Here is a 24,798-nt window from a genome sequence, read left to right on the forward strand (position 1 = left end):
CGCAGATAGTATGATTAAATTATTGAAATTTCCATTAATTAAACAATAAAAAAGTACCCTAGAGAATTGTTGATATGCAGGTTTATTATTTCTACCAACATCCCACTGAACAGCATATTTTTGTACAGAAAACCCAAAATGTTACAGCTGAACCGGTCTTTTTGTGGATTGATTGTACTCGGGAAGATGTCGTGAATCGTGCGGATGAGTGGCAAAAAGAAATCTATCAATATACTCAGCTGATATTAAATGAATTTCATGTGAAAGATATTTTAAATCTGGAGCATCCTTGTAGTTTCGATACCCTGGAAGATTATGACCTGCTGATTTTCCGTAAACTGATTAGCCCGGATGATGATATAAAAACCGGAGCACAAGCGCTGGAACAGCATGAAAATATGTTTGGTTTAGCCACCACACCGGTGAGTTTTATCATTACACCTCAGGCGCTGATTACGGTGCGTGAACAAGGCAATAGAGCAGTTGAAAATTATATTTCCCGGATTGAAATGAATTTCACCCGTTCTGTGCAAGATCAGAACAAATCGCGTAAGGCTTCTACCACACCTTTAGATTTAGCTTTACGCTTGCTAAATAGCATGATCGATGGTTATTTAGATTTGCGTGTACCTCTGACCCGACGTGTCGAGTTCTGGCAGCAAGAATTACTGCAAGGCCATCGCAGATTTGCCAAATGGAATCAGTTATTACAGGAAAGTATGTCTTTTCAACAAGTGGAGAATCTTTGCGAAGAACAAATAGATGTCTTACAAGAACTGCGGGACGAAATTGTCGATAATTACCCTCATTTAAAAGGCAAGAAGAAGTCTGAACGGCAGGATATTATGCTGGTACGGATGGACGATCTGGTTAGCCATGTGGGTCGAATTCAAAAACATACGGTTCGTCTTCGTGCTTCCATTCAGGCAGCCATTGATTTACATTTTTCTGCAATCGCCAACCAGACCAATGAAAACATGCGGATTCTGGCCATTATTACCGCGATATTTGCCCCTTTAACCTTATTGACCGGGGTTTACGGAATGAATTTTGAGTTTATTCCAGGCTTAAAATCTCCGACCGGGTTCTGGAGCATGCTGATCGTGATGCTGATCACGACGATACTGCTGGTTTATTATTTTTATCGTCGCCATCTGGTGGGTCGTGGGGAAAAGAGCGTCATTGATTTACTGGCCCAACAGCATCAGGATCAACGCGTGAACCTGTTCTGGTTTTTAAACTATGAGCCGATTAAGCACTCGGTCAAAGAAACCATGAAAGAAGTTGAAAAACTGACCAAGTTTAAATAAAGGTCAGTTTTCAGCAAATTTTTATCCATATTCACTGTGTTCGATGCACAATCAGCACAGTTCAATTAAATTCAAAAAATGCTCTCGGCCATTTTCTGTATGCTGCCAGATCAACTGACCTGAGCATTTTGAGTCAATATTCTATAAATTTCATCTTTCATTTTCAGCTTCTTGCGCTTCAATAAATCAATATCCTCATTAACTAAATTAACCGGATTAAGCTCAAGTTGAGCGATTTCTTTATCCAGTTCCTGATGACTCTCAAATATTTTTGCGAAATGAGGATCATCATGACGCAATTTGTGGATGAGTTCCTGATGCTCAGGAAACATGCGCTTCACTTTTTTATTACATTCTTTGGTTTTCATAAGCCTAGATTATTCTCCAGCATTGAATTTCAGAACAAAATAGTCAGTCATCACCTACCTATCTATAAAAGATAGCAGGGAGACTGAAAAGTACCTTTAAGCATTTTTGACATTCAAGTGTCTGACCTGTTTACGTAATTGCTGTACCTCATCAATTAAATCCAGCATCATTGCCACCGCAGAAAAACTGGCATCAAAGTCGCGCTGCAAACGGTAGGCCCGACGTGCACGCGAAACATCGTGACCGAAAAATTGATGAATTCTTTCTTCTGGGCGCGTGTCTAAAATATCGTATTCAAGTAGCTGTAAAACCCACTCCGGACTTTGTCCGCATGCATCCGCGAAGTGCTTTAAATCAAAACTGTAATGTTCATCAATGATATCTGCAGGATTAAATTCATCAGATATAATTTCACGATAATGAATGGTCGTCATGATGCTCTCCTTAATCATTGCGAGGCTTAAATTTGGTAAAGGCTTCGGAAAAAGCCTGGTAAGCCTGCTGTTCATGTTCAGTTTGCGCAGTTGGGTAAACAATATTTAAAACCAGATAGAGATGACCGGGTACTTTGCTTGGAACCCCTTGGTCCTTGAGTCGTAGCTGTTGACCGGTTTTGGCATTTTTAGGCACGTTTACCTGAATTTTTTTACCTTCAGGCGTAGATATTTCAATGCTTTGACCTAAGGCGGCTTCCCAAGGGGCAATATTCACATTGTAATAAATATCGGCACCTTCAACCCGTATCCGTGCAGTATCCTTATAGTGAATTTCAATGTACAAATCACCATTTTTACCGCCATTGATGCCACTTTGTCCTTGTCCAGAGAGACGGATATTTTGTCCTTCTTTCATGCCTTTAGGAATTTTGACCTGCAAAGTTTTGCGTTGAACCTCCGGCTCGCCATAGGCATTTAAGGTCGGAATCTGCAAGGTAATCTGCTGAGTGGCTCCCTGATAAGCAATTGTCGGATCAACCTCTATGCTGGCATGTTGATCTTCACCCTGATAACTGCGTTGTTGTTGGCGCTGTTGCTTTTGATATTGGTAGTTTGCTCCGCCAAAACCAGAACCAAAACGTCCAAAAAGGTCTTCAAAACCACTAAAATCGGACTGCTGCTGGTTAAAACCCTGACGGTAAAATTGGTTATGGTCAAAACCTCCTGTGCCAGTCTGTGCTCCAGATTGATAAAAAGCTTCAGGATGATCCAGCTGGAAATCGTATTCAGCTTTTTTCTCTTCATTGCTTAGCGTGTCATAAGCGACATTAATACTTTGCATTTTTGTTTCAGCATCGGTTTCTTTGCTGACATCGGGATGATATTTTCGAGCCAATTTCCGGTAGGCTTTCTTGATTTGATCTTGGGTGGCATTTCGGTTAATGCCAAGAACTTCATAATGATTTTGAGGCATATAATGGGAATCTGGGTTTGATCATGTTTTAATCATTATTATGCTTTTCATAGTTCTGAAACAGTATTGATCTGTGCCTTATTGTTTCAAATTATGACAAAAAAGGCTCCGTAACCGGAACCTTGAAAAATGCTGAATGCGATTAATATTTAATCCAGGTCACACTACGCCCAATCACGGAAATTCCGACATAACCGCGCAGATTCAAATGCTTGCCACTGGCACTAAGACGTGCCTTGCCTTTATAGATTTTGCCGCCAACCGGATCAAGTACACGGCCATTGTTAAATTCACGAGGATTGTCCGAATTTTGGGTAAAGCCCCAAATAAAAGGTAAGCCAATAAACGGCTTATTTTTTAAGTTGCCCGGGCAACTGGAACAGATGACCATTTTTTCTGTACCCGGTACACTCCGGGTGGCAACGATGATTCCTTCATAAGTGCCATCTGGCTTTTTACTGATTTCTACATCCGCACGAGAATAGCCGGTCCGGTCATCAATGGTTTTCCATTTGCCCACCAATGGATCATTTTCAGCAAAACTGAAAGATGAAACAGCAGCTAAAATTACCCCGGTCAAAATCCCTTTATATAAATTCTTCACTAATTTCCCCTGTTGAATGAACTATTTTTTAATTTTAGAGTAAAACGCCTAATTTATAGCGATAAGTATCTATAAAATCAAATGATTAAATTGATGAGTAAGTCACATAAATAATTAATAGTGCTAAGGGAGTTATTTTTTAATTTCTTTTTGATTAAAAAGTATTCGATTTAGATATTAAAAATTTAAATTTTTATTTAATTAATATTTTAGCTGAATGCCAAAATACAGTTTTTTATGAAGAAATTATTATTCTTATAATTTTTAGTAAGGGAGTTTATCTTTTAGTATATCCAAGTTATTAATAAAAAATAATTTATTTCATAGTTCATAAATGAGACTTGAACTGACTCTTAAGATTATAAATCTGGAGGATGCACAAGTTTTTAACAGGATGGAGATAAAAACTTGTGCTGAATGAAAAGCATGTTAATTCACTCTAATCCAGGACACGGTGCGGCCCAGCAGGCTAGTACCAATAAAGCCACGTAAGGTTAGGACATTGCCTCGTGTATTGAGACGTCCCTTACCTTGATAGACATGACCTGAAAGGGGATCAAGTACTTGACCATCAATAAATTCATCTGTCTTTTTAGGGTTTTGCTTAAAGCCTGACAAGATCGGTAAGCCAATCAGAGGCGCATTTTTGAGTGCTCCTTTGCATTTTTCACAATGATCAATAGCACTACGGTTTGGAATGGCATGGACTTGGATAATTGTTCCCCGATAAGCTCCATTTTCTTGCTTAGTGATGAGAACTTCAGCACGGGCATATCCTGTTTTATCATCAATCGTTTTCCATGTTCCCACCAAGTCAGGAGCTTTTGCATGAATAAAAGGACAGGTCAGCAGTAATAATAGACTAAGCATTATTTTTGTGTTCATGTGGTCAATATTTCCAATTATTAATTTATTTTTATGCATTAGAAATAAAGCATTATTTGAGATAGTTTTGCTTTATTTTAAAAGCGGATTTTACGCTAAAATATTTAAAATACAAGTGTAAAAAAACGCTATAAAATAAAGTAAAAAATGATGTATTTTATTTTGGAAAGATAAAAAAAGAGCAGTAATTATTATTGCTGCTCTGATTTTGTTTACTTGATCAAATTAACTTAAGTGTTTGCCAAATAAACCAAAGGCTTCTTCCGCAGTAAATGTGTAGCGGGTACTACAGAACTGGCAATCCATGGTAATGGGATTCTGGAACTCTAAAGTTTCACGTACTGCTTCCACACCAATTTGAATCAAGGCATTGGCGCAACGCTCTTTAGAACAGGTACAACCAAAGCTTAATTGTTCAGCTTCAGGTAAACGCACATCTTCTTCATTGTACAGACGGTAAAGAATTTCAGTCGGTTCCAGATCTGTGAGTTCCTCCGCTTTCAATGTCTCGGTCAGTATGGTCAGGCGTGGCCAGAGGTCTTCATCCACACGTTGCTGCTCTTCTTCACTATTGCGTGGCAAGAGCTGAATCAGCAGACCGCCAGAACGTTCAGCTGTGCTGGATAAAACGATTTTTGTTGGAATTTGTGCAGATAAATCATAGTACTGCATCAAACAGCCAGCCAAAGTATCATGCTCAAGCGCAATAATACCCTGATAGCGTTCACCGAATTCAGGCTCAATATTAATAAACAGTATCGGATTGACCAGGGCATTAAATACCGTGCTGCTGTTTTCTGCCTGAAAAAAGCGTGGATCTTCTTCATAATCGGCTGATGCACGTAGCTGGCCTAGATGGTTACATTCAGCCATAGCCCATTTAAAAGTGCCAGCTGCCTGAATTTGTAGGCTGATCCGGCCTTTAATTTTCAGGGTACTGGCTAACAATGCGGTAGCGCTGAGCATTTCCCCCAAAAGGATTTGAATGGCTTGCGGATAGTCACGTTGCGCGAGAATCGTTTGCAGAACGCTTTCCAGATGAACCACTTCACCACGAATCGGGCAATTTTCAATATAAAAGCGTTGACGTAATTCAGACATAAATTTCTCCAATAGCCCGTGTTAATGGTGTCTATATTGTAAAACACAAGCTAGTTACTATCATCTCTTGTGACATCAATACGCTGATGTGCTAAGCCGCGTTGTAAATTGACGCCAGTGGGTTCTTGACGAATTTGAGCATCACTTTCAAATAAATGCTCAAGTTCTGCCAGTGCATTACGATGGGTCTCATAAATTTTCTGTTCATCAGTATAAACCCGTTGCTGTTGAAGCAATAATTTCTCATCGTAATCACGAAACAGTTCAATACTCTTATACGCATCTTCTTCGCTAATCTCTAATTCGCGTAAAGCGCGATAAGCCATACCTAGCGATGATAAATAAGTTTCACGCCAGATCTGTTCGACACCTAAATCGCGCAGTAAATGCACATGATGACGGTCTCGGGCACGCACCAAAAGTTTCAGATTGGGATAGTTTAAACGAATATGACGTGCCACATTCATGGAGTCTTCAATATCATCAATCGCCAGAACAAAAACTTTGGCGTGTTCAATGCCTGCGGAACGTAAAATATCGGGTTGTGTCGCGTCCCCATAGTATACCGTGCCGCCATAGTTGCGTACGAAATCGACTTTTTCCAGGTTACTGTCAATCGCGGTAAAAGACTGGTGTTGTAAATGGGCAATACGAGCAATAATCTGTCCGAAACGGCCAAAACCGGCAATGATCATCGGGTTATGGATGTCTGGAATTTCATCATAAACTGGCGTTTTTTCTTTATCTATTAAAGGAATAATCCAGCGACTGATCAACCAGTAAAACATTGGGGTGAGCACCATGGAAAGGGTCACAATCAGGGTCAAAGGTTCAAGCATGGCTTGAGTAAGAACTTTTTCACTCGTCGCGACTTTCAGCACCACAAAGGCAAATTCACCGCCTTGGGCCAGACAGGTGGCCAGCAGCAAACTGTTACGCCATGAATAGTTTAAATAACGGGCAATCGCCATCAGGGTGATGCTTTTGACCAGCATTAAAATGAGGGCACCGCCAATAATCAACCAGGGCATATCTACCAGCAGGGATAATTGTGTGGTCATGCCCACCGTCATGAAGAATAAGCCCAGCAGCAGTCCCTTAAACGGTGCAATACTTGCTTCCAGTTCATGCCTGAATTCGGAGTCGGCCAGCAACACCCCGGTTAAGAAAGCGCCCAGGGTGGTACTGATGCCGAGTACATCCATTAGTACCACGACACCCAGTACAATAAACAAGCCGACTGCGGTAATCAGTTCATGCGCGCCACTTTTGGCCACAAAGCGGAAAAATGGCCGCATCATATAGCGGCTAAACAGGAACAAACCGCTAAAGGTGGCAATAATGGCGGCAAAGTAGGCCACTCCATGGTGGGTCGATTCAGTACCTGCCAGTAAGGGAATAATCGCCAGCAGGGGAATGGCCGCAATGTCCTGAAACAGTAAAATAGAAAAAGATTGTTGCCCGAAGGTGGTGTTGAGTTGCTGCTTTTCTGAGAGCAGCTGTAACACAAAGGCAGTGGAGGATAGCGCCAGCGCCATACCAATCACAAAACTGGCGGCCAGATTCTGCTGTAAGGCAAAAAAAGTCACGACTGCCAGAATAACTCCGGTAATGCCGACTTGTAAGCTGCCCATCAGAAAGATGGATTTGCGCATTTCCCACAGTCGTTGTGGACGCAGCTCCAGACCAATAATGAACATCAGCAAGATGACGCCAAATTCGGCCAGTTCCTGAATCGCGTCCGGATCGCTGGCCATATTCAATACGCTGGGACCGAGCAGAATGCCTGTAAACAAATAGCCGAGTACCGTGGCAATGCCAAAACGCTTGGCGAGCGGCACCAAGAGCAGCGAAGCACCCAGAAAAATCGTAATTTGTAACAGTAGCGACATTAGTTTGTCCTGGAATTTATTTTAATTTCAAGGAATTTAAGCACAGCATAAATGTTGATTTAGCTTAATTCTTGAGGATCTATATCGAGTGTCAGTTTCATGTTTGAGGGCTTTTCATGCAACATATTTTGCCACCAGGTACGGATATAAAAATGTAATCGGGCCCGATCTTGTGACAGCAGCACCATATGCGCCTGATAACGCCCGGCCTTACGTTCCATCGGGGCAGGAATCGGTCCCCAGATATCAATCAGGTTTTCCGAAACCTGTCTTAACGCCTGTGCATGCTGCTGTAAAAATTCCTGGTTCTGTTCCTGACTTTTCGATTCGCAGCGTATTAAGGCTGCATAACGAAAAGGTGGTAAAGCGGCGGCCTGACGTTCTTTTAAGGTCTGTTTGGCAAAATGCCGGTAATCCTTGTCAATTAAGGTATTCAGCAAAGGGTGATCCGGCCGTAGGGTTTGTAAATAGACTTCACCTTTGCGTTCACCGCGTCCAGCACGACCAGCGACCTGTACAATCAGTTGTGCCGTGCGTTCGGTGGCACGGAAATCGACACTGAGCAGGCCGGAATCAATATCTAAAATAGCCACTAAAGTGACATAGGGAAAATGATGTCCTTTGGCCAGCATCTGGGTGCCGAGCAAAATCACCGGTTCACTTTTCTGGATTTTGTCATAAATTTTTTGCCAGCTGCCGACCCGGCTGGTGGAATCGCGGTCGACCCGAATCACGTCAAAATGGGGGAACAGTTGTTGCAGGTTTTCTTCCACTTTGGCGGTGCCTAGGCCAATCGGTTTTAATTCACTATGCTTGCACTGCGGGCATTGCTCGGGCATACGGTGAATACTGCCACAGTGGTGACAATGCAAATGCTGATAAGGCTGGCGATGCACGGTAAAGTTGGCATCACAATGCGGACATTTGGCTTGCCAGGCACAGTTTTCACAAATCAGCACTGGGGCATAACCGCGACGGTTTAAAAACACCAATACCTGTTCTTTTTTATCTAGACGTTTTTGAATTTCATCAATCAGGCTTTGGCTCATGCCATTCTGTTTTTGTGCAATTTTCAGGTCAATCAGATGAATTTTTGGCATCACGGCTGCACCGGCACGCTGATTCAGTTCTAAACGGGTCATTTTCCCCATTTCAACCAGTGCATAGCTGTCAATACTCGGGGTGGCTGAGCCTAAAATAATCGGACAATTTTCCAGATGGGCACGGTACATTGCCACATCACGGGCATGGTAGCGAAAGCCTTCCTGCTGTTTGAAAGACAGGTCGTGTTCCTCATCCAGAATGATCAGGCCCAGATTGGGCAGCGGTGTATAAATGGCTGAACGGGTCCCTAAAATAATCGAAGCTTTGCCAGTTTGTGCAGCCTGCCAGGCTTGCAGGCGCTTTGAATCGTTCAGTCCTGAATGCAGCAGTACAATGTTGCCATGAAAACGTGACTGGAACCGGCTGATGGTCTGCGGGGTCAGGCCAATTTCAGGCACTAAAACCAAGACCTGTTTGCCCTGTTTCAGCACCTCTTGCATGATTTGCAAATACACTTCAGTTTTACCGCTTCCGGTCAAGCCATCCAGTAAAAAAGCCTGATATTTTTTCTGGGCTTTCAACACCTGTTGAATGGCTTTTTTCTGATCGTCATTGGCGGTTAAGGGCATTTGTGCCAGGGTGACCGGTTGAGGACTAAAGTCCTGATGTTCCAGAATACATTGCACAATCGCCTTCTTTTCCAGTGCCTTGAGTGTCGCCGTTTCAATTCCGGCTAAATTTAAAATATTTTCTGTAGTGCCTTGAGGATGTAATTTCAGCACTTTATAAGCCTGTTGTTGTTTTTCAGAGCGCGTTAGCTTGTCTTCAGCATGTAAATCCAGAACTTTCCACAGCCGGGCCAATAAATTATAGGGTTTGCCCTGACGCAGAAATGTCGGCAGGGCACTCTGAAATACTTCACCAATCGGAAATTGATAATATTGCGCGGACCAAGTGAGCAAGCTTAAAATTTTTTGATCTAAAAGTGCTTGTTCATCCAGCAGTTCAGTGATGGCTTTGAGCTTAAAGCGCGGATCAATCGGGGTATCGGCCGTTAATTTTTCAACAATAATGCCCACCAGATTTTGCCGTCCAAACGACACGGCCACACGTGCCCCAACTTCAGCTTGCTGATATTGTTTAGCCGTTAAGGTGTAGTCAAAACAGTCATAGAGATGTACAGGTACGGCAACACGAATGCGATAAATGTCGGCTAGAGTCGGTGGTGTATTTGGCATAAATAAAGGTCAAATGGTCCTGATCAAATTTCGTCGTGCTAAGGATAGAGTTATGTTAGAGTGAGCAAATCATTTATAGCTAAGAATATGAATGATTTTGGTGGTCAGACGCAACCGCGCTGAAGCAAATTTTAGAAAATTAGAGCATCACAATGCCTGCATATCAATTTACTGCCATTGATGCTTCAGGGAAGCAGCAAAAAGGCGTGTTAGAGGGTGATTCGGCACGTCAAATCCGTCAACAGCTCAGAGACAAAGCGCTTATTCCTGTGACGGTTGATCCTGTTGAGCAAAAAGACAAGCATAACTCAAAACGCTGGTTTCAGAAAAAAATCACTGCCTATGATTTGGCCCTGTTTACCCGTCAACTTTCAGTTCTGGTGGCAGCCGGAATTCCTTTGGAAGAAGCGCTGCGGGCGGTAGGTAAGCAAAATGAAAAGGCTCATGTGCAAAACCTGTTGATGTCAGTACGTTCCAAAGTGATGGAAGGTTATTCACTGGCCAATGCCTTGCAGCAGGCCGGACGCTTACCGGATTTATATATTGCCACCATTGCAGCGGGTGAACGCTCGGGACATCTGGATTTAATTCTGGATCAATTGGCCGATTACACCGAAAACCGCTTTGCCATGCAAAAGAAAGTGCAGGGCGCGATGATTTATCCGATTATTCTCATGCTGATGTCTTTTGCGATTGTGATGGGGCTGATGACCTATGTGGTTCCGGATATTGTCAAAACTTTTGACCAGAGCAAGGAGGCATTACCGTGGATTACGGTTGTGCTGATGAAAGCCAGTGATTTCATTCGTGTGGCCTGGCCATTTTTACTGATCGCCAGTGTACTGGGTTTCATCACTTTGGCACGTTTTTTAAGAACGTCTGCCGGGCATTATGCCTTTGATCGTTTAACGCTCAAATTGCCATTATTTGGTAAATTATCGCGTGGTATAAATGCAGCACGTTTTGCCAGCACCTTATCGATTTTGACCCAGTCTGGTGTACCTTTGGTCGATGCACTTAAAATTGGCGCCGCGGTAAGTAATAACTGGGTGATCCGCGACTCTGTTAACCAGGCAGCCGAGCGTGTCACTGAAGGTGGCAACCTGGCGACACAACTGGAACGCAGTGGTTATTTTCCAGCGATGATGGTACAAATGATTAAAAGTGGTGAAGCATCCGGCGAGCTGGATCGTATGCTGCAGCGCGCCTCGACCATGCAGGATCGGGAAGTGACTACACTGATTTCCACTTTACTGGCATTACTTGAGCCTTTAATGCTGGTCTTGATGGCAAGTATCGTGCTGGTAATCGTGATTGCTGTGATGATGCCAATTGTGAATATGAACAATATGATTTAACTGATTTTACATTTTATAAAGATAATGATTGTGCGAGAGAGTGAGATGCAAGGGAAACGATATCAAGTGAAGCAGTCTGGCTTTACCCTCATTGAAGTGATGGTGGTGATTGTAATTTTAGGTGTATTGGCTGCACTGATTGTTCCTAATGTGATGGGGCGTGGTGAAAAGGCCAAGGTTGATACCACTTCCATTACCTTAAAAGGCGTTGCTGGTGCTTTAGATCAATATAAACTGGATAATGGTAAATATCCGTCTATGCAAGATGGCGGCTTGGATGCACTGGTGAATCAGCCTGCTTCGGCTAAAAACTGGATGCCGGGCGGATATGTTAAAGGTGGCTATCCCAAAGACAGCTGGGACAATGATATTCAATATGTGATTCCAGGCGCTGAAGGCCGCCCATTTGATTTATATTCTTTTGGTGCTGATGGCAAAGAGGGTGGTGAAGATACGGATGCCGATCTTTATTATCAGCCTTAATTAGAAAGCACTATTTATTTTAATTTATCGAATATATCACTTCACTTCATCTGAATATTCAATAGAAGCTGAAGTGATAATAAATCTTAATTATAAATTAAGTGTTAATTTTTTGAATTTTAACAAAATTATATAATAATGACTCTTTGGTGTTTATAATAAAAATCATCCCCATTTTTATTCATTACAATAATTGTAAAATATGAATAAATATCGTCTTTTTATTTAATTAAAACAGAGCATAATATTCTTTAAGGTATTTTTAGCCAAGGAGAATGGAATGAAAGCATTCATAATATCGGATGAAATTAACCAGTTTCATTGGGCAATGCTCAAGTCTGTTCTTTTAATTTTGAGCTTACTTCCCATCAGTCAAGGTATTCTAAGTTTATGGAATGCGACGGAAGGCAGCAGCCAGATTATGGTCGGTTTTTTTGCCGTCAGTTTATTCAGTGCCCTGTTTGTATTGTGCTTTTGGTCTGCATTGAAAGCGACCTTACTCAACTTAAAACAACAACAGTCTTCAGCTTTAGAACTAGGTGTCATGAAAGTTTATCGTTATATTCCCATGCTATTTCTAACGGGCATGATGTCTTATTTGGTGACTCAGCTATAAATTAAAGGCACTAAAAACCGAGGTATTGACCTCGGTTTTTAGTGCCTTTTTATTTCTTCTCCCTCTGGGATGAGGAATATATTCCGCAAGAGGATGAGGGCGATTAATCATAGACAATTTACCTCTCCCTAGCCCTCTCCTAGAAGGAGAGGGAACACTTAAAGCTAACGCCGTGATTTAAATGAAACATCTACCTTACGTGGACGGAAGCGCCAACCCAGTAGTAATAGCAATAATGACACAATCAATACTGGCCAATCACTTAAGCGCATATACAAGGTTTCTCCTTGCATCGCAGGCAGTTCGCCACGAAGAATCGCGGTTTGATCGGTGGGTGCCTGTTTTACAATATGCCCGTTGTGATCAATAAAGGCAGTGACACCGGTATTGGTGGCACGAATAAACCAGCGGCCATTTTCTTTGGCGCGCATCTGTACCATCTGCAAATGCTGCCAAGGTCCCGCCGTACCGGTAAACCAGGCATCATTGGACACCGTAACCAAATAATCGCTTTGACTGGCATTACGGCGGGTCAGATTGGGATAAGCGACTTCATAGCAAATGGCCGCACCCAGCGCATGATTTTTCACATTTAACGGTTTCTGGTCGCGTGCTCCGCGAGAAAAACCGCTCATAGACGGGTCATTCTGTAATGCAGGCAGTACCCAGCTGAGCCAGCCAGATAAAGGTACATATTCGCCAAATGGAACCAGACGCTGTTTTTTATACAGACCATGCGACTCATCACCACTTGCCATAATGCTGTTGTAGTACATGGGGTGTTGTTCAACTTGTGATTCTTTTAAATCCCAGTAGGGGATACCCGTCACCCAGGCTGTCCCAGTTTTATTGGCCTGAACTTTCATAGCATCTAAAAACGGTTCAATATCAGTCTGGAACATTGGAATGGATGATTCCGGCCAGACGATTAGATCCCGTCCCCATTCAGTCCGGCTTAAACTGGCGTAGATCATCAAGGTTTTGACCTGGTATTCAGTCAGCCATTTCAGGTCTTGCGGAATATTGCCCTGAATCAGGGAAACGGAAAGTGGTTTCTCATCTTTTTTTTCAACAAATTGAAGATAAGAAGCACCCCATGCACCCAGCAGTAAGACCGCCGAAGGCACGACCCAGAATATACGCTTATTCAGGATTTCCACCAGCGCACAGGCCAGTATAATCACCACAAACGAAACACCGAAAATCCCGAATAAAGGCGCATAGCTATCCAGGAAACGTTCGGTAAAGGCATAACCGACAAATAGCCATGGGAAACCGGTAAATACCCAGGTTTTGGCCCATTCAAAGAATACCCACAGCGGTGCAAAAGTCAGGGGTGTTTCCGGGAAGAAGCGGCGATAGATCCAGGTTTGCAGCGCGGTAAATAGTCCCATCACCAAGGCCATAAAGGCAATCATCAGTACGCTTAGAAAAGCACTGGTATCACCATAGACATGGATGGAGGTATATAACCAGAAGGCACCGACAAACCATAAGCCAAAGCCATAAGCCCAACCAATGAAAAAGGATTGTGGAGCAGAGCGTTTACGCAATGATGCGTAGAGTAAGGCTGGAGACAATATTGCCAGCCACCAGTAATAATAAGGTGCCAGTGCAAAACTGAATAAGGCACCTGAAAAAAGCGAAATGAAAAAGGGATAAATAAAAGGGAGCTGCTTGTGTTGTTGAGATGAATTTAACAGCTTATCAAAGTAAGTTCTCATTTACGGACAGCTCGAATCAGATGAATAGTACGTGCATCTGCTTCTAGAATGGTAAATTCCCAATTCTCAAGTTCAATCACTTGACCTTGTAAATCGCTGACTAGACCCATTTCTTGAAGCAATAAACCGCCGACAGTTTCTACTTCATCATCGGAAAAATCAGCATCTAAAACATTGTTAAAGTGTTCAATTGGTGTAAGTGCTTGAACGAGCCAGGTATTCGCCGTGTGTGGATCGTTATCGGGAATAATGTACTGGGCTTCTTCATCGACCTTGTCGTGTTCATCTTCAATTTCACCGACAATTTCTTCCAGAATGTCTTCTAAAGTGACCAGACCTGAAGTGGTGCCATATTCATCAATCACTACTGCAATATGGGTCTGGGTGTTTTTCAACATCCGCATAACCTGATCGGAACGCGCACTTTCCGGCACAAACAGCGGTTGCCGCATGAGTGCGCGGATATCTACTTTAGAGGTGGGTTCGGTCAAAAAAGGCAGCAGGTCTTTGGCCAATAAAATGCCGACCACATTATCCGGCTGATCAGATGAAAAAACAGGAAAACGTGAATGTGCAGATTCCACCAGAACATGCAGAATATCGAGCAGCTGATCATCTTCTTGCAAGCTGATCATGGCGGTTCGTGGGGTCATGACCTCGCGAATTTTGGTTGCCGGAAGGTCAAGTACGCCTTCAAGCATGGCAACAGTATCGGGTTCTAAAAAACGACGTGAATCTTGTACTAATTTTAACAGTTCGTCGCGAGTTTCGGGTGCTGTACCCAGCCATTTTCGTAAGCCGCGCATGCCCCACGACGGGCCTGATTCCTCGTGCATGATCTTTCCTAAAGACGCTTAATATCTAAAAAATGTAATTTTAATCATACCGTAGAAAATACAGTTGTCTATCGCTAATCTTCATCTAAATCACAGGCAATTGAGTCAGAAAACCAGGCTATCTCCTTCATTTTACTGTATATCACCGGACCTGTATGTTTATGCTAAAATAACCGCAGCTTTTAAACCTGAGTTTTCTGATGTCTGAACCCTCTGTTACGCCAAGCATTCAATTAAATACCCGTGGACTACGTTGCCCGGAACCGGTGATGATGCTGCATCAGGCCATTCGTAAATCCAAGTCTGGCGATGTGGTGGAAGTATTCGCAACGGATAATTCAACTTCTTGGGATATTCCAAAATTCTGTATGCATTTGGGACATGAGTTGTTATTACAAGAAGAACGTTTAGATGAAAATGGCAATAAAGAGTTTCATTATCTGGTACAGAAGGGTTAATGATTTTTTATTTAAAACACGTGATTAGAGATGTGTGATTGAAAGATTGATTCATCACTTACGACTTAAATTTTAAGTTGTTTTAATCTCTAAAAAATAAACCCGCTTTTTAGCGGGTTTATTTTTATCTCATATGAGGATTACATATTCGGGTAATTAGGACCACCGCCACCTTCTGGTGTTACCCAAGTGATGTTCTGTGAAGGATCCTTGATGTCACAGGTCTTGCAGTGCACACAGTTGGCTGCATTGATCTGGAAGCGTTTAGAACCGTCATCATTTTCCATGATTTCGTATACACCCGCGGGGCAGTAGCGCTGCGCCGGTTCATCCCATTTTGGCAGGTTCACATTGACTGGAATTGAAGCATCAGTCAGTTTCAGGTGAGCAGGCTGGTTTTCTTCATGCACAGTGTTGGATACAAACACCGAAGACAAACGGTCAAAGGTCAGCTTGCCATCCGGTTTTGGATAGTTCGGTTTAAAGTTCACCGCATCCACGGTTTTCAAGGCACTGAAGTCTGTCACCAGGTCGTGCAGGGTAAACGGTACTTTAAATACGTTCTGGTCGACAAAGTTAAACGCACCACCGATCCACTGGCCAAACTTGTGCATCGCTGGACCAAAGTTACGCGAGTTATACAGCTCTTCTTTCAGCCAGCTGTTGTTGAACTTATCGGTATAAGCAGTCAGTTCTTTGGCAAATAAGTCTTCACCTTCAGTCACACGCGCAACCGCCAGATCACCACCTTTTGCTACACCGGCAGCAATTGCTTCAAATACCGCTTCACCGCAGAGCATGCCGGATTTCATCGCGGTATGTGAGCCCTTGATTTTGGCAAAGTTCAGGAAGCCGGCATCGTCACCAATCAGCGATCCGCCCGGGAAGGTAAATTTCGGTAGCGAGTTAAAGCCACCTTTGGTCACGGCACGTGCACCATAAGAAATACGTTTGCCACCTTCCAGGTACTGCTTGATTAAAGGATGGGTTTTCCAGCGCTGCATTTCCATAAACGGATACATATGCGGGTTGGTATAGGACAGATCGACAATCATGCCCAAAGTCACCTGATTGTTTTCCGCATGATACAACCACCAGCCGCCTGAAGAACCGGTTTCAGACAATGGCCAGCCGGCACCGTGCATCACCAGACCTGGCTTGTGTTTCGCCGGGTCGATTTCCCACAGCTCTTTAATCCCGATACCGTAGTGTTGCGGATCTGAATTTTGATCGAGGTTGTATTTGGCAATTAAACGCTTGCCGAGGTGACCACGGCAGCCTTCAGCAAATAAAGTATATTTGGCATGCAGTTCATAACCCGGGGTAAAGTTATGGGTCGGTTCGCCATCCTTGCCAATGCCCATGTCACCAGTTTGAATGCCTTTCACCGAACCATCTGCATGGTACAGAATTTCAGCAGCGGCAAAGCCTGGGAAGATCGACACTTCCAGCTCTTCCGCTTTTTGACCCAACCAGCGCACCACGTTGCCGAGCGAGATGACATAGTTGCCATCGTTATGCATGGTTTTAGGCACCATCCAGTGTGGCGCTTCTTGTGATTTTTCATCCGAGAGCAGGAAATAGGTCTTGTCTTCGGTCACTGGAACATTTAAAGGTGCACCTTCTTCCTTCCAGTTCGGGAACAGCTCATTCATGGCACGTGGTTCCAGTACCGCACCGGACAAGATGTGCGCACCGACTTCAGAGCCTTTTTCCACCACACAAACCGACAGATCGTTCAGGTTGTTTTCAATTGCAAGTTGACGGATCTTGATCGCTGCAGAAAGACCGGCCGGTCCTGCACCTACGATGACGACGTCAAACTCCATCGATTCACGTTCGATGTGTTCCATGTAGGATTCCTCATATCATTAGAAGGTGGCGACCGTCATTATTCCGGTGCTGCCATGAGTGTTCTGTATGCCCAGACACAATTTCAGTATCGTGCCTTTTATATTGTAGGCTAGTATAGTTTTAAACCTTGATCTAGCCAATTGGCTGAATCATATTATTTTTCCGTCAGCAGGGTCTTTAGTCATGATTAATCAAAATAATTCACCAAATCCGACGAAAAAAGTAGCTATTGGCGATGATAAAAATTTAAAAGACATTGCACAATACTTAAAAGATGCACAGGCCGGTCACAAAAGGTCAATCCCGCCTCTGGATCAATTTAACCCAAAGCATTGTGGGGCAATGGATTTAAAGGTAAAAGCCAATGGAGAATGGTGGCACGAAGGTCAATTGATCAAACGACAAGCCCTGATTGACCTGTTCTCAACCGTGCTCTGGAAAGAACAGGGAAAATTCTACTTAAAAACCCCGGTTGAGCAGGTTGAGATTGAGGTGGAAGATGAGCCTTTATTTGTCAATCAGGTCGACCAGGTCGAGATTGATGGAAAGACTTATATTCAATTCACTACGACCACCCAGGATATAGTGATTGTCGATCAGGAGCATGCAGTTTTTATGCGTGAATATGAAAGTGAATTACGTCCTTATGTACACGTGCGTTTCGGGATTAACGCCTTAATTCAACGCTCGGTTTTTTTTCATTTAATTGAAATGGGAGAGCTGCTTGAAAATGACAAAAATGAAACCATTTTAAGCTTACAAAGTGGCGATTTTTACTTGCAATTAGGCACCTGAGGTTTAAGCTTTGATCTTCCGATTTCTTGAACTGCTGAAAGTGAAACCATGACAGCCATTCATCCTGTTTATCCTTTAATCGATCCAATGCCCAAGGCACAAGCTGATGCACCCATCGGGATTTTTGATTCTGGAATAGGTGGCTTGTCTGTAGCACAAGAAATTGCCAGACATTTACCCAAAGAACGTATTGTTTATTATGCCGATACTGCACATGTGCCGTATGGGCCGCGAAAAGATCAGGAAATTCGTGAGCTTACGGCACATGCGATTGAATGGCTGTATCGGAAAGGATGTAAAGTCGCGGTGGTAGCCTGTAATACTGCTTCTGCATTCAGTCTGGATTATTTACGTGATCATTATGGAGAAAATTTTCCAATTATCGGTCTGGTACCAGCACTGAAACCGGCCGTTTTGCAAACTAAATCCAAAACCGTGGCGGTGCTTGCCACGCCTGCAACCTTTCGTGGTCAGCTGATTAAAGACGTCATCCAGCGTTTCGCAATTCCCGCTAATGTGAAGGTTATTCCTGTCACCTGTCTGGATTTGGTGCCTTTTGTGGAAAGTGGTGCACAGATGAGCCAGGCATGTTTAACCACCTTAAAAGAAATTTTGCAACCGGTGGTCGATCAGGGGGCCGACTATTTAGTTTTGGGTTGTACACATTATCCCTTCCTAAAACCTGCAATTCAGTCTATATTTGGTCAGAAACTGACATTAATTGACTCTGGGCTGGCAGTTGCGCGACAAACCGCCCGTATTTTGATTAAAAATCAATTGTTATTTGAGCAAGATCGAAATAATGGCTTAGCTATTGAGTGCTATGTGAGTGGCAATAATGCAGAACATTTAAAAACCGTGTTGCAGGTCCTCATTCCAGAAGATTTAACCTGGAATTTGAGCAATATGGGTGTTGAATAAGTAAAGAAATACAGCTAGTGTTCTGAAATATATTAGAAAAATATTTATATTGGGGTGTTGAATTATATTGTGATTGCTCAGAGATGAGTCTGTCAGGATATAATAAGCAATTGGAAGAGGATAACCAATGCTCGATAAGCGTTATCAGGTTTTTATTACCACTTCTGGCAGTGAAATGCAGCCGGAACGAATTGTTTTAGCTCAAACTTTAGTAGGCATGGGGTTCTTTTCCTGGGGCTTAGAACAACGGACACCTTTAAGCACCGCGTTTGCACGGCGTCAGATTGATGATTGTGACTATGTGATCCTGCTGCTGGGCAGTCAATATGGTGAACAGTCTGTGTCAGGTGTAGGTTATATGCATCTGGAATATATTTATGCAGTCACCAAACAGAAACCGATTATTGTGTTTATGCATGAAGATCCTGCCTCACGTGATGAGTCCTTGCATGACCAAAAACCTGAATTGCGTGAAAAATTTTTAGAGTTCCGCAAATTATTACAGCAAGAAGTGGATCAGGTTTTTACTTACCGTAGCCTGCGTGATCTGGAAATGGCCGTGCGTTTGAACATGCCACAAATGCTGGAGCGCTATCCGGTATCGGGATGGGTTAGACCGCAAAACACCCAGGCTTTACATGATGAAATTGATCAACTGAAAGCTAAAATTGAGCAGCTTGAAACCGAATTCGGAAAACGGGAAGTCGACCCGTTCCTGTCTTTGCCTAAAGTGTCCATGCAAGAAGTATTTTCTTTTGAATATCGTATGCATGCCTATCAAGATGGTAATTTTAAGGAACTGAAAATTCAGAAGAAGCTCACTTGGGCTCAGCTCCTGTCTATTTTGGGCAGCATGTTTGTCAATCCAACACCCGAAGAATATTTTTCCAAATGTATCAATGATTACTTGAATGATACGGGTCTGGCTGATGCCCGGGGGGAAATGCCACGTGCCCATGCCGTTGCCCGTGCACAAATTAATATTCGTGCCTTACACAGTATTAAACTGCAAATGCGTCAAAATGACTGGATTGTCCCGTCAGGCCGTGATGACCGTCAACGGATGCTCTGGCAGCTGACCCTCAAGGGACAAAAGCTACTTGAAAGTAATTTGCTTGATAATGATCGTGTTTTTCAATTTAAATCTGCATTTTAATCCATATAAAGAAAGTGCAGAAAGCTGTTAAAGTAAAGCAGTTCATTTATATTGGAAAAAGGTCTGATGTCTTCTGCAGCTAAAACAAAAGTCACGATTATTTTGGCCAATTTGGGTACGCCGGATCAACCCACGGTCCCTGCAGTTCGTCGTTTTTTGAAGCAGTTTCTGTCCGATCAGCGTGTCATTGAAATCCCCAAGCCAATTTGGCAAATCATTTTACGGCTGTTTATTTTACCTTTTCGTCCCAAGCGTGTGGCCCATGCCTATGAAATGGTGTGGCAGAACGATTCTCCCATGCGTGAAATTTTGTTGGACCAAGTCATTGAGGTAAAAAAAACATTAACCGAACAATATCCTGAATTTGAACTCAATGTCATTCCAGCCATGACCTATGGCAATCCAGGCATTGATTCTGCCTTGAATCGCTTGTTACAGGATATTCCAGATCACATTATTTTATTGCCTTTATTTCCGCAGTATTCGGCCACCTCAACAGCACCTTTATATGACGCCCTCGCAAAATGGATTTTGACGCAGCGCAATTTGCCAGGTCTGTCCATTATTCGTGATTATTATCAGCATCCCGCATTTATTCAGGCACTGGCACAAAGTGTCCGGGACTATCAGGCCGTACACGGCCAGCCAGAAAAACTGTTGATGTCATTCCACGGCATCCCTCAGCCTTATGCGGATAAAGGCGATCCTTATGCCGATCGTTGCCGTATCACGGCACAATTATTGGCAGATGCATTGGGCTTATCTGAGGAGCAATGGGCCATCAGTTTCCAATCGCGTTTTGGAAAACAGGAGTGGGTAAAACCCTATACTGATGCCTTGCTGGAAGAATGGGGCAAGCAGGGAGTGAAATCGGTTCAGGTGATGAGTCCGGCTTTCTCCGCAGATTGTCTGGAAACCCTGGAAGAATTAGCGCTGCAAAATGCTGAAATGTTCCAGTCGGCAGGTGGTGGAGAATATGCTTATATTCCTGCGTTAAACTCTCGTCCAGATCATATCGCCTTGCTCAGCACACTGCTTCAGGCTAATCTTGATGGATTAAAGCAAACATTCGCTCACTAAATTTCCCTGAGGTTTCATATCATGCTGCAACTCAAAATTGTTCCGGTCACGGCATTTCAGCAAAACTGTTCAATTGTTTGGGATGCAGAAAGCAAAGAAGCCATTTTGATTGATGCAGGGGGTGAGGCTGAAAAATTAAAAGCCGAGGTGGAAGCTTTGGGTTTAACGGTGAAAGCCTTATGGTTGACGCATGGCCATCTGGATCATGCTGGAGCGGTGGGTGCTTTAAGCAAAGTCTGGAATGTGCCGGTAATTGGCCCGCATAAAGAAGATGCCTTTTGGCTCGACATGATTCAGGAAGCATCACAACGTTATGGCTTTCCAATTCCAGAAAAAGTTTCAGTCACTCAATGGCTGGAAGGCGGAGAGGTTTTAAAGTTGGGAGAGGAAGAATTTGAGGTTCGTTTTGCTCCGGGTCATACGCCGGGTCATGTGATGTTCTATAACAAAAACTATGGCCTGTTATGGACAGGGGATGTATTGTTTAAAGGCTCTATTGGACGGACTGATTTCCCTCGTGGCAATCATCAGCAGCTTCTCGATTCCATTCAACGTGAATGTTTTAGTTTGCCTGATGAAACCCAATTTATTTCCGGTCATGGTCCCTTAAGTACCATTGGTTTTGAAAAACAGCATAATCCTTTTGTAGCAGGTAAAGCAGGTTAATTTTGCCTGTTTTTTCCTGTAAAAGATTGATGAATTCATTTCATTAATCTCGATGAAAGGGTCCACTGCGCAGCTGTTTTAATTCCAGGGCAATAATAATGGCTGCAAGCATGAATAAAATGCCAATCGCAATAATAATGCCATCATAGGTATAAATTCCAAAAATCAGCCCCACAACACTGAAGCTGACAAACAGAAAAAATAGAATTTTTAAGCACCAAAGACCCATGGGGCTCTCCTTTTTATAGCTTTTAAAATTTATTGTTGTTCGTTTTTATCGTGATGAGGCTGTTATAGCCCAACTGTACTGTTTTTAAGTTTAGTTTTAAGTGTTCAATTAAGAAAAATTTTATTGCTATTCTTGTAGAAGGATTATAGTTTAAAAAGTGAGTACAGGTTATTCTTTTTATCGGTAAACGATATGAATTTAACAGTTGTAAAAAACTGTTTTTAAGTTGTTTTTGTGGGTAAATTTGAATTACGTAATGAAGAAAATAAGAAACAAATTTATAGGCACATGAACATTTCTCTATAAAAGGCTGACTTGTATCACGTGATTTATAGTTTATTATTTTGAGGGATGAATTGTGAAGCGACTATTGATAAAAATAGCCCTGTTTATATTTACTATTCTCATGTTGGCATGTTTGGGTTTGGGGATTTATAGTCAGGATTTACTCATCACTGCGATTGGTATCCTTCTGATTTTTTGTATTATTCTTTTGGTTTTAGAATATAAGAACATGCTTTCCAATCCATTTGACTAAGGTGGATCAATCCATTTTATCCACCTTTAGACGAGTTTTCCTGCGGATCACGCAAGACGATTAAAATTCATCTTGTTCGCCACTATTATCTGCTTGCGGTGCATCCTGAGTCGGCAGTTTATATTCATCACTGGCCCAGGCTCCCAGATCAATCATTTTGCAACGTTCTGAACAAAAAGGACGAAATTCATTGCCTTCCCAAGTGGATGGTTTGCCACAGCGTGGACACGGAAAAGTACGTGGCATGTTATTCTCCGAAGAAAAATAAGGATTCAATTAGGCAAATACAGTCGCTCTTGCTAGACTTGAGCGGATTTTTGTTAGTTTGATCTGATTATGCCAATTCGTCAATTTCAAGCACAGCGTATGCATGCGCCTCGTGATTTTCAAATGATTCGCCCAGATCCAGTTTGTGTGGAAATTGGTGCCGGTAAAGGTAAACATGCCTTGCTGTTTTCAGCTCAAAATCCTGAAAAAAAATTGATTGCCATTGAGCGCACACGTGAAAAATATCTGGCCATGCAAAAACAGCATGCTCTGGAAGGACAAAAGAATTTACAGGTGATTCATGCTGATGCCATGCCGTGGATTGTGCATGCATTATTGCCTGCTCAAGTGCAGCAGTTTTTTATTCTCTATCCGAATCCGGAACCGCATAATCCGGCGCAACGCTGGTTAAACATGCCATTTTTTGAGTTTCTGCTGTCACGCTTACAGCCGGGTGGAACAGTCACATTGGCCAGTAATATTCCTGAATATATCGCAGAAGCACAGCAGCAGTTGATTGAAGTCTGGAAATTGCCTTTTGTCAAAGAAGTGATTCCAGCTACATCGGCACGCACTCATTTTGAAATTAAGTATCTGGAGCGCGGTGAGTTGTGCCAGCAACTGATCATCAGCAAACCTGAAAGCTACCCGACACGTTTTGATGAGTTTATGCCTTTACAAGGACAAAATTCGGTTCAAGCGGTAGCAGCAGAAGCTGATATTAAAAACGCTGAATGAGTTGGTTATGAAAAAGCGTGTTGCAATTATTGGAGCGGGTCCCGCCGGTTTAATGGCCGCGGAACTGTTAAGCCAATATGATTACGAAATTCATGTTTATGAACAAAAGCCGTCTGCTGCACGTAAGTTTTTGATGGCGGGTAAAACTGGGTTGAATATTTCCCATGCCGAGCCAATCGAGCAATTTATTCAGCGCTACGATCAGGCAGAATGGCTCGCCTCTTGGGTAAAAAAATGGGATGCAAACTGGATTCAGCAATGGATGAAGGGTTTGGGGATTGAATCCTATATCGGCTCCTCAGGACGGGTGTTTCCGGTAGAAATGAAGGCGGCACCTTTACTTCGTGCCTGGCTAAAACGTCTGGCTGAACAGGGTGTGATCTTTCATTATCGCCATCAGGTCTTGAATTTAAAGGCTCAGCAATTGCGTATCCGGGATTTAACCACCCAGCAAGACAGCCAGCAGGGCTTTGATGCCATCATTATGGCTTGTGGGGCTGTATCCTGGTCGCAACTGGGCAGTGATGGGGCATGGCAGCAATGGCTGCTCGCGCAGGACATTGAAGCCTTTCAGGCCAGTAATGCCGGTGTGGAGCGTACCTGGTCCAAGTTTATGCAGCCGGTCTTTGGCCAGCCTTTAAAACGTGTAGAAGCCTGGGTAGAGGGTCAAACCAAAAGTATGGGTGATATTGTGATTACCCATTATGGCCTGGAAAGCGGGCTGATCTATAAGCAAGGGCGTGCACTGCGTCAGCAGCTTAAACGGGGCCAGACCATGCAGCTGTATCTGGATTTGCTTCCCGAGCAAAGCATGGAGCAATTGGCGAAAAAATTACAGCCAAGTAAAAAGCAGTCCTTAAGCAATGTATGGCGTAAGGCCGGACTGGATGCAGCCAAAGCCAATCTGGTACGTGAACTGGTTAAAAAAGACGTATGGAACGATCCGCTGGCTTTAGCCCAGCAGATCAAGCATTTGCCTGTTTTTTTAGCGGGATTCCGTCCGATCGAAGAAGCGATTAGCTGTGCGGGTGGGGTAAAACGCGATGTTCTATCGGAACAGTTGCAATTAAAGTCCAATCCGCATGTGTTTTGTTGCGGCGAAATGCTGGACTGGGATGCACCGACCGGAGGCTATTTGCTTACTGCCTGTTTTGCCACAGGTCGTGCTGCAGGCGAGGGTGTGCATGCCTATCTGGCTGCACAAAAATAACAGTGCATTATGTGGC

25 protein-coding genes are annotated in these 24,798 nt (G+C 43.2%); 12 read left to right on the top strand and 13 right to left on the bottom strand.

All coding sequences use genetic code 11. From position 1 onward, the window contains the following. Positions 1-74 precede the first annotated feature (74 nt). Positions 75-1,310, top strand: coding sequence for a magnesium transporter CorA family protein (locus tag FTT87_RS01325; protein WP_180174182.1), 1,236 nt, complete (start codon positions 75-77; stop codon positions 1,308-1,310). A 110-nt stretch (positions 1,311-1,420) separates the two neighbouring features. On the opposite strand, the gene FTT87_RS01330 is transcribed toward FTT87_RS01325, so the two are convergent. The 8 genes from FTT87_RS01330 to FTT87_RS01365 all read right to left on the bottom strand — a co-directional run bounded on the left by FTT87_RS01330 (position 1,421) and on the right by FTT87_RS01365 (position 9,853). Continuing rightward, positions 1,421-1,678: a YdcH family protein gene (locus FTT87_RS01330; RefSeq protein WP_086195236.1), complete on the bottom strand. Its 258-nt coding sequence runs from the start codon at positions 1,676-1,678 to the stop codon at positions 1,421-1,423. Between the two features lie 96 nt (positions 1,679-1,774). Then, on the bottom strand, positions 1,775-2,113 hold the full coding sequence (locus FTT87_RS01335; RefSeq protein ID WP_086195237.1) for a chaperone modulator CbpM: 339 nt from the start codon (positions 2,111-2,113) through the stop codon (positions 1,775-1,777). A gap of 10 nt (positions 2,114-2,123) precedes the next feature. Next, positions 2,124-3,089 carry a DnaJ C-terminal domain-containing protein gene (locus FTT87_RS01340; protein WP_180174183.1) on the bottom strand — a complete coding sequence of 322 codons (966 nt, stop codon included), beginning with the start codon at positions 3,087-3,089 and terminating at the stop codon, positions 2,124-2,126. A gap of 142 nt (positions 3,090-3,231) precedes the next feature. After that, positions 3,232-3,693: a DUF2147 domain-containing protein gene (locus FTT87_RS01345; RefSeq protein ID WP_180043262.1), complete on the bottom strand. Its 462-nt coding sequence runs from the start codon at positions 3,691-3,693 to the stop codon at positions 3,232-3,234. Between the two features lie 429 nt (positions 3,694-4,122). Next, a complete protein-coding gene (locus FTT87_RS01350) occupies positions 4,123-4,578 on the bottom strand; it encodes a DUF2147 domain-containing protein (RefSeq protein ID WP_086195240.1) in 456 nt (151 codons plus the stop codon). 225 nt (positions 4,579-4,803) lie between these two features. Further along, positions 4,804-5,679: an Hsp33 family molecular chaperone HslO gene (locus FTT87_RS01355; protein WP_086195241.1), complete on the bottom strand. Its 876-nt coding sequence runs from the start codon at positions 5,677-5,679 to the stop codon at positions 4,804-4,806. Between the two features lie 50 nt (positions 5,680-5,729). After that, positions 5,730-7,571: a monovalent cation:proton antiporter-2 (CPA2) family protein gene (locus tag FTT87_RS01360; RefSeq protein WP_180080143.1), complete on the bottom strand. Its 1,842-nt coding sequence runs from the start codon at positions 7,569-7,571 to the stop codon at positions 5,730-5,732. A gap of 59 nt (positions 7,572-7,630) precedes the next feature. After that, positions 7,631-9,853, bottom strand: a complete 2,223-nt coding sequence (locus FTT87_RS01365) for a primosomal protein N' (RefSeq protein ID WP_180174184.1) — start codon at positions 9,851-9,853, stop codon at positions 7,631-7,633. Positions 9,854-10,005: 152 nt separating this feature from the next. Here FTT87_RS01365 and gspF point away from each other — a divergent pair, with 152 nt between their 5' ends. The 3 genes from gspF to FTT87_RS01380 all read left to right on the top strand — a co-directional run bounded on the left by gspF (position 10,006) and on the right by FTT87_RS01380 (position 12,310). Beyond that, a complete protein-coding gene (gspF, locus tag FTT87_RS01370; RefSeq protein ID WP_180043259.1) occupies positions 10,006-11,211 on the top strand; it encodes a type II secretion system inner membrane protein GspF in 1,206 nt (401 codons plus the stop codon). 45 nt (positions 11,212-11,256) lie between these two features. Further along, positions 11,257-11,694: a type II secretion system major pseudopilin GspG gene (gene gspG, locus FTT87_RS01375; protein WP_180174185.1), complete on the top strand. Its 438-nt coding sequence runs from the start codon at positions 11,257-11,259 to the stop codon at positions 11,692-11,694. 280 nt (positions 11,695-11,974) lie between these two features. Further along, a complete protein-coding gene (locus FTT87_RS01380) occupies positions 11,975-12,310 on the top strand; it encodes a hypothetical protein (protein WP_180174186.1) in 336 nt (111 codons plus the stop codon). A gap of 164 nt (positions 12,311-12,474) precedes the next feature. On the opposite strand, the gene lnt is transcribed toward FTT87_RS01380, so the two are convergent. Continuing rightward, positions 12,475-14,034 (bottom strand): apolipoprotein N-acyltransferase, encoded by a 1,560-nt coding sequence (gene lnt, locus FTT87_RS01385; protein ID WP_180174187.1) that lies wholly within the window; start codon positions 14,032-14,034, stop codon positions 12,475-12,477. Then, a complete protein-coding gene (locus FTT87_RS01390) occupies positions 14,031-14,870 on the bottom strand; it encodes an HlyC/CorC family transporter (RefSeq protein ID WP_086195248.1) in 840 nt (279 codons plus the stop codon). The genes lnt and FTT87_RS01390 overlap by 4 nt, the downstream gene beginning before the upstream one ends. A 200-nt stretch (positions 14,871-15,070) precedes the next feature. Here FTT87_RS01390 and tusA point away from each other — a divergent pair, with 200 nt between their 5' ends. Continuing rightward, entirely contained in the window at positions 15,071-15,328 is a 258-nt protein-coding gene (gene tusA / locus FTT87_RS01395) for a sulfurtransferase TusA (protein WP_086195249.1), read from the top strand. Positions 15,329-15,468: 140 nt separating this feature from the next. Here the strand turns inward: tusA and FTT87_RS01400 are convergent, their stop codons facing one another. Beyond that, on the bottom strand, positions 15,469-17,181 hold the full coding sequence (locus tag FTT87_RS01400; protein WP_180043064.1) for an electron transfer flavoprotein-ubiquinone oxidoreductase: 1,713 nt from the start codon (positions 17,179-17,181) through the stop codon (positions 15,469-15,471). A 184-nt stretch (positions 17,182-17,365) separates the two neighbouring features. Here FTT87_RS01400 and FTT87_RS01405 point away from each other — a divergent pair, with 184 nt between their 5' ends. The 5 genes from FTT87_RS01405 to FTT87_RS01425 all read left to right on the top strand — a co-directional run bounded on the left by FTT87_RS01405 (position 17,366) and on the right by FTT87_RS01425 (position 21,800). Next, on the top strand, positions 17,366-17,977 hold the full coding sequence (locus tag FTT87_RS01405) for a DUF1285 domain-containing protein (protein ID WP_180174188.1): 612 nt from the start codon (positions 17,366-17,368) through the stop codon (positions 17,975-17,977). 48 nt (positions 17,978-18,025) lie between these two features. After that, the gene (gene murI, locus FTT87_RS01410) at positions 18,026-18,898 is read left to right on the top strand and encodes a glutamate racemase (RefSeq protein WP_180174189.1); all 873 of its coding nucleotides are present in this window, start codon (positions 18,026-18,028) and stop codon (positions 18,896-18,898) included. 127 nt (positions 18,899-19,025) lie between these two features. Then, on the top strand, positions 19,026-20,054 hold the full coding sequence (locus tag FTT87_RS01415; RefSeq protein ID WP_180174190.1) for a DUF4062 domain-containing protein: 1,029 nt from the start codon (positions 19,026-19,028) through the stop codon (positions 20,052-20,054). Between the two features lie 66 nt (positions 20,055-20,120). Then, entirely contained in the window at positions 20,121-21,134 is a 1,014-nt protein-coding gene (gene hemH, locus FTT87_RS01420; RefSeq protein ID WP_180174191.1) for a ferrochelatase, read from the top strand. Between the two features lie 21 nt (positions 21,135-21,155). Further along, a complete protein-coding gene (locus tag FTT87_RS01425; RefSeq protein WP_180174192.1) occupies positions 21,156-21,800 on the top strand; it encodes an MBL fold metallo-hydrolase in 645 nt (214 codons plus the stop codon). Between the two features lie 43 nt (positions 21,801-21,843). Here FTT87_RS01425 and FTT87_RS01430 read toward each other — a convergent pair whose 3' ends face one another. Together FTT87_RS01430 and FTT87_RS01435 are read right to left on the bottom strand one after the other, a co-directional pair. Further along, positions 21,844-22,029 (bottom strand): hypothetical protein, encoded by a 186-nt coding sequence (locus FTT87_RS01430; protein ID WP_180174193.1) that lies wholly within the window; start codon positions 22,027-22,029, stop codon positions 21,844-21,846. 598 nt (positions 22,030-22,627) lie between these two features. Then, on the bottom strand, positions 22,628-22,813 hold the full coding sequence (locus tag FTT87_RS01435; RefSeq protein WP_086195257.1) for a DNA gyrase inhibitor YacG: 186 nt from the start codon (positions 22,811-22,813) through the stop codon (positions 22,628-22,630). A gap of 84 nt (positions 22,814-22,897) precedes the next feature. Here FTT87_RS01435 and FTT87_RS01440 point away from each other — a divergent pair, with 84 nt between their 5' ends. Both FTT87_RS01440 and FTT87_RS01445 read left to right on the top strand, forming a co-directional pair. Further along, positions 22,898-23,572 carry an rRNA adenine N-6-methyltransferase family protein gene (locus FTT87_RS01440; RefSeq protein ID WP_180174211.1) on the top strand — a complete coding sequence of 225 codons (675 nt, stop codon included), beginning with the start codon at positions 22,898-22,900 and terminating at the stop codon, positions 23,570-23,572. Positions 23,573-23,579: 7 nt separating this feature from the next. Next, positions 23,580-24,782, top strand: coding sequence for a TIGR03862 family flavoprotein (locus tag FTT87_RS01445; protein WP_180174194.1), 1,203 nt, complete (start codon positions 23,580-23,582; stop codon positions 24,780-24,782). Positions 24,783-24,798 lie beyond the last annotated feature (16 nt).

The organism is Acinetobacter sp. YH01022 (assembly GCF_013420235.1).
Taxonomy (GTDB): domain Bacteria; phylum Pseudomonadota; class Gammaproteobacteria; order Pseudomonadales; family Moraxellaceae; genus Acinetobacter.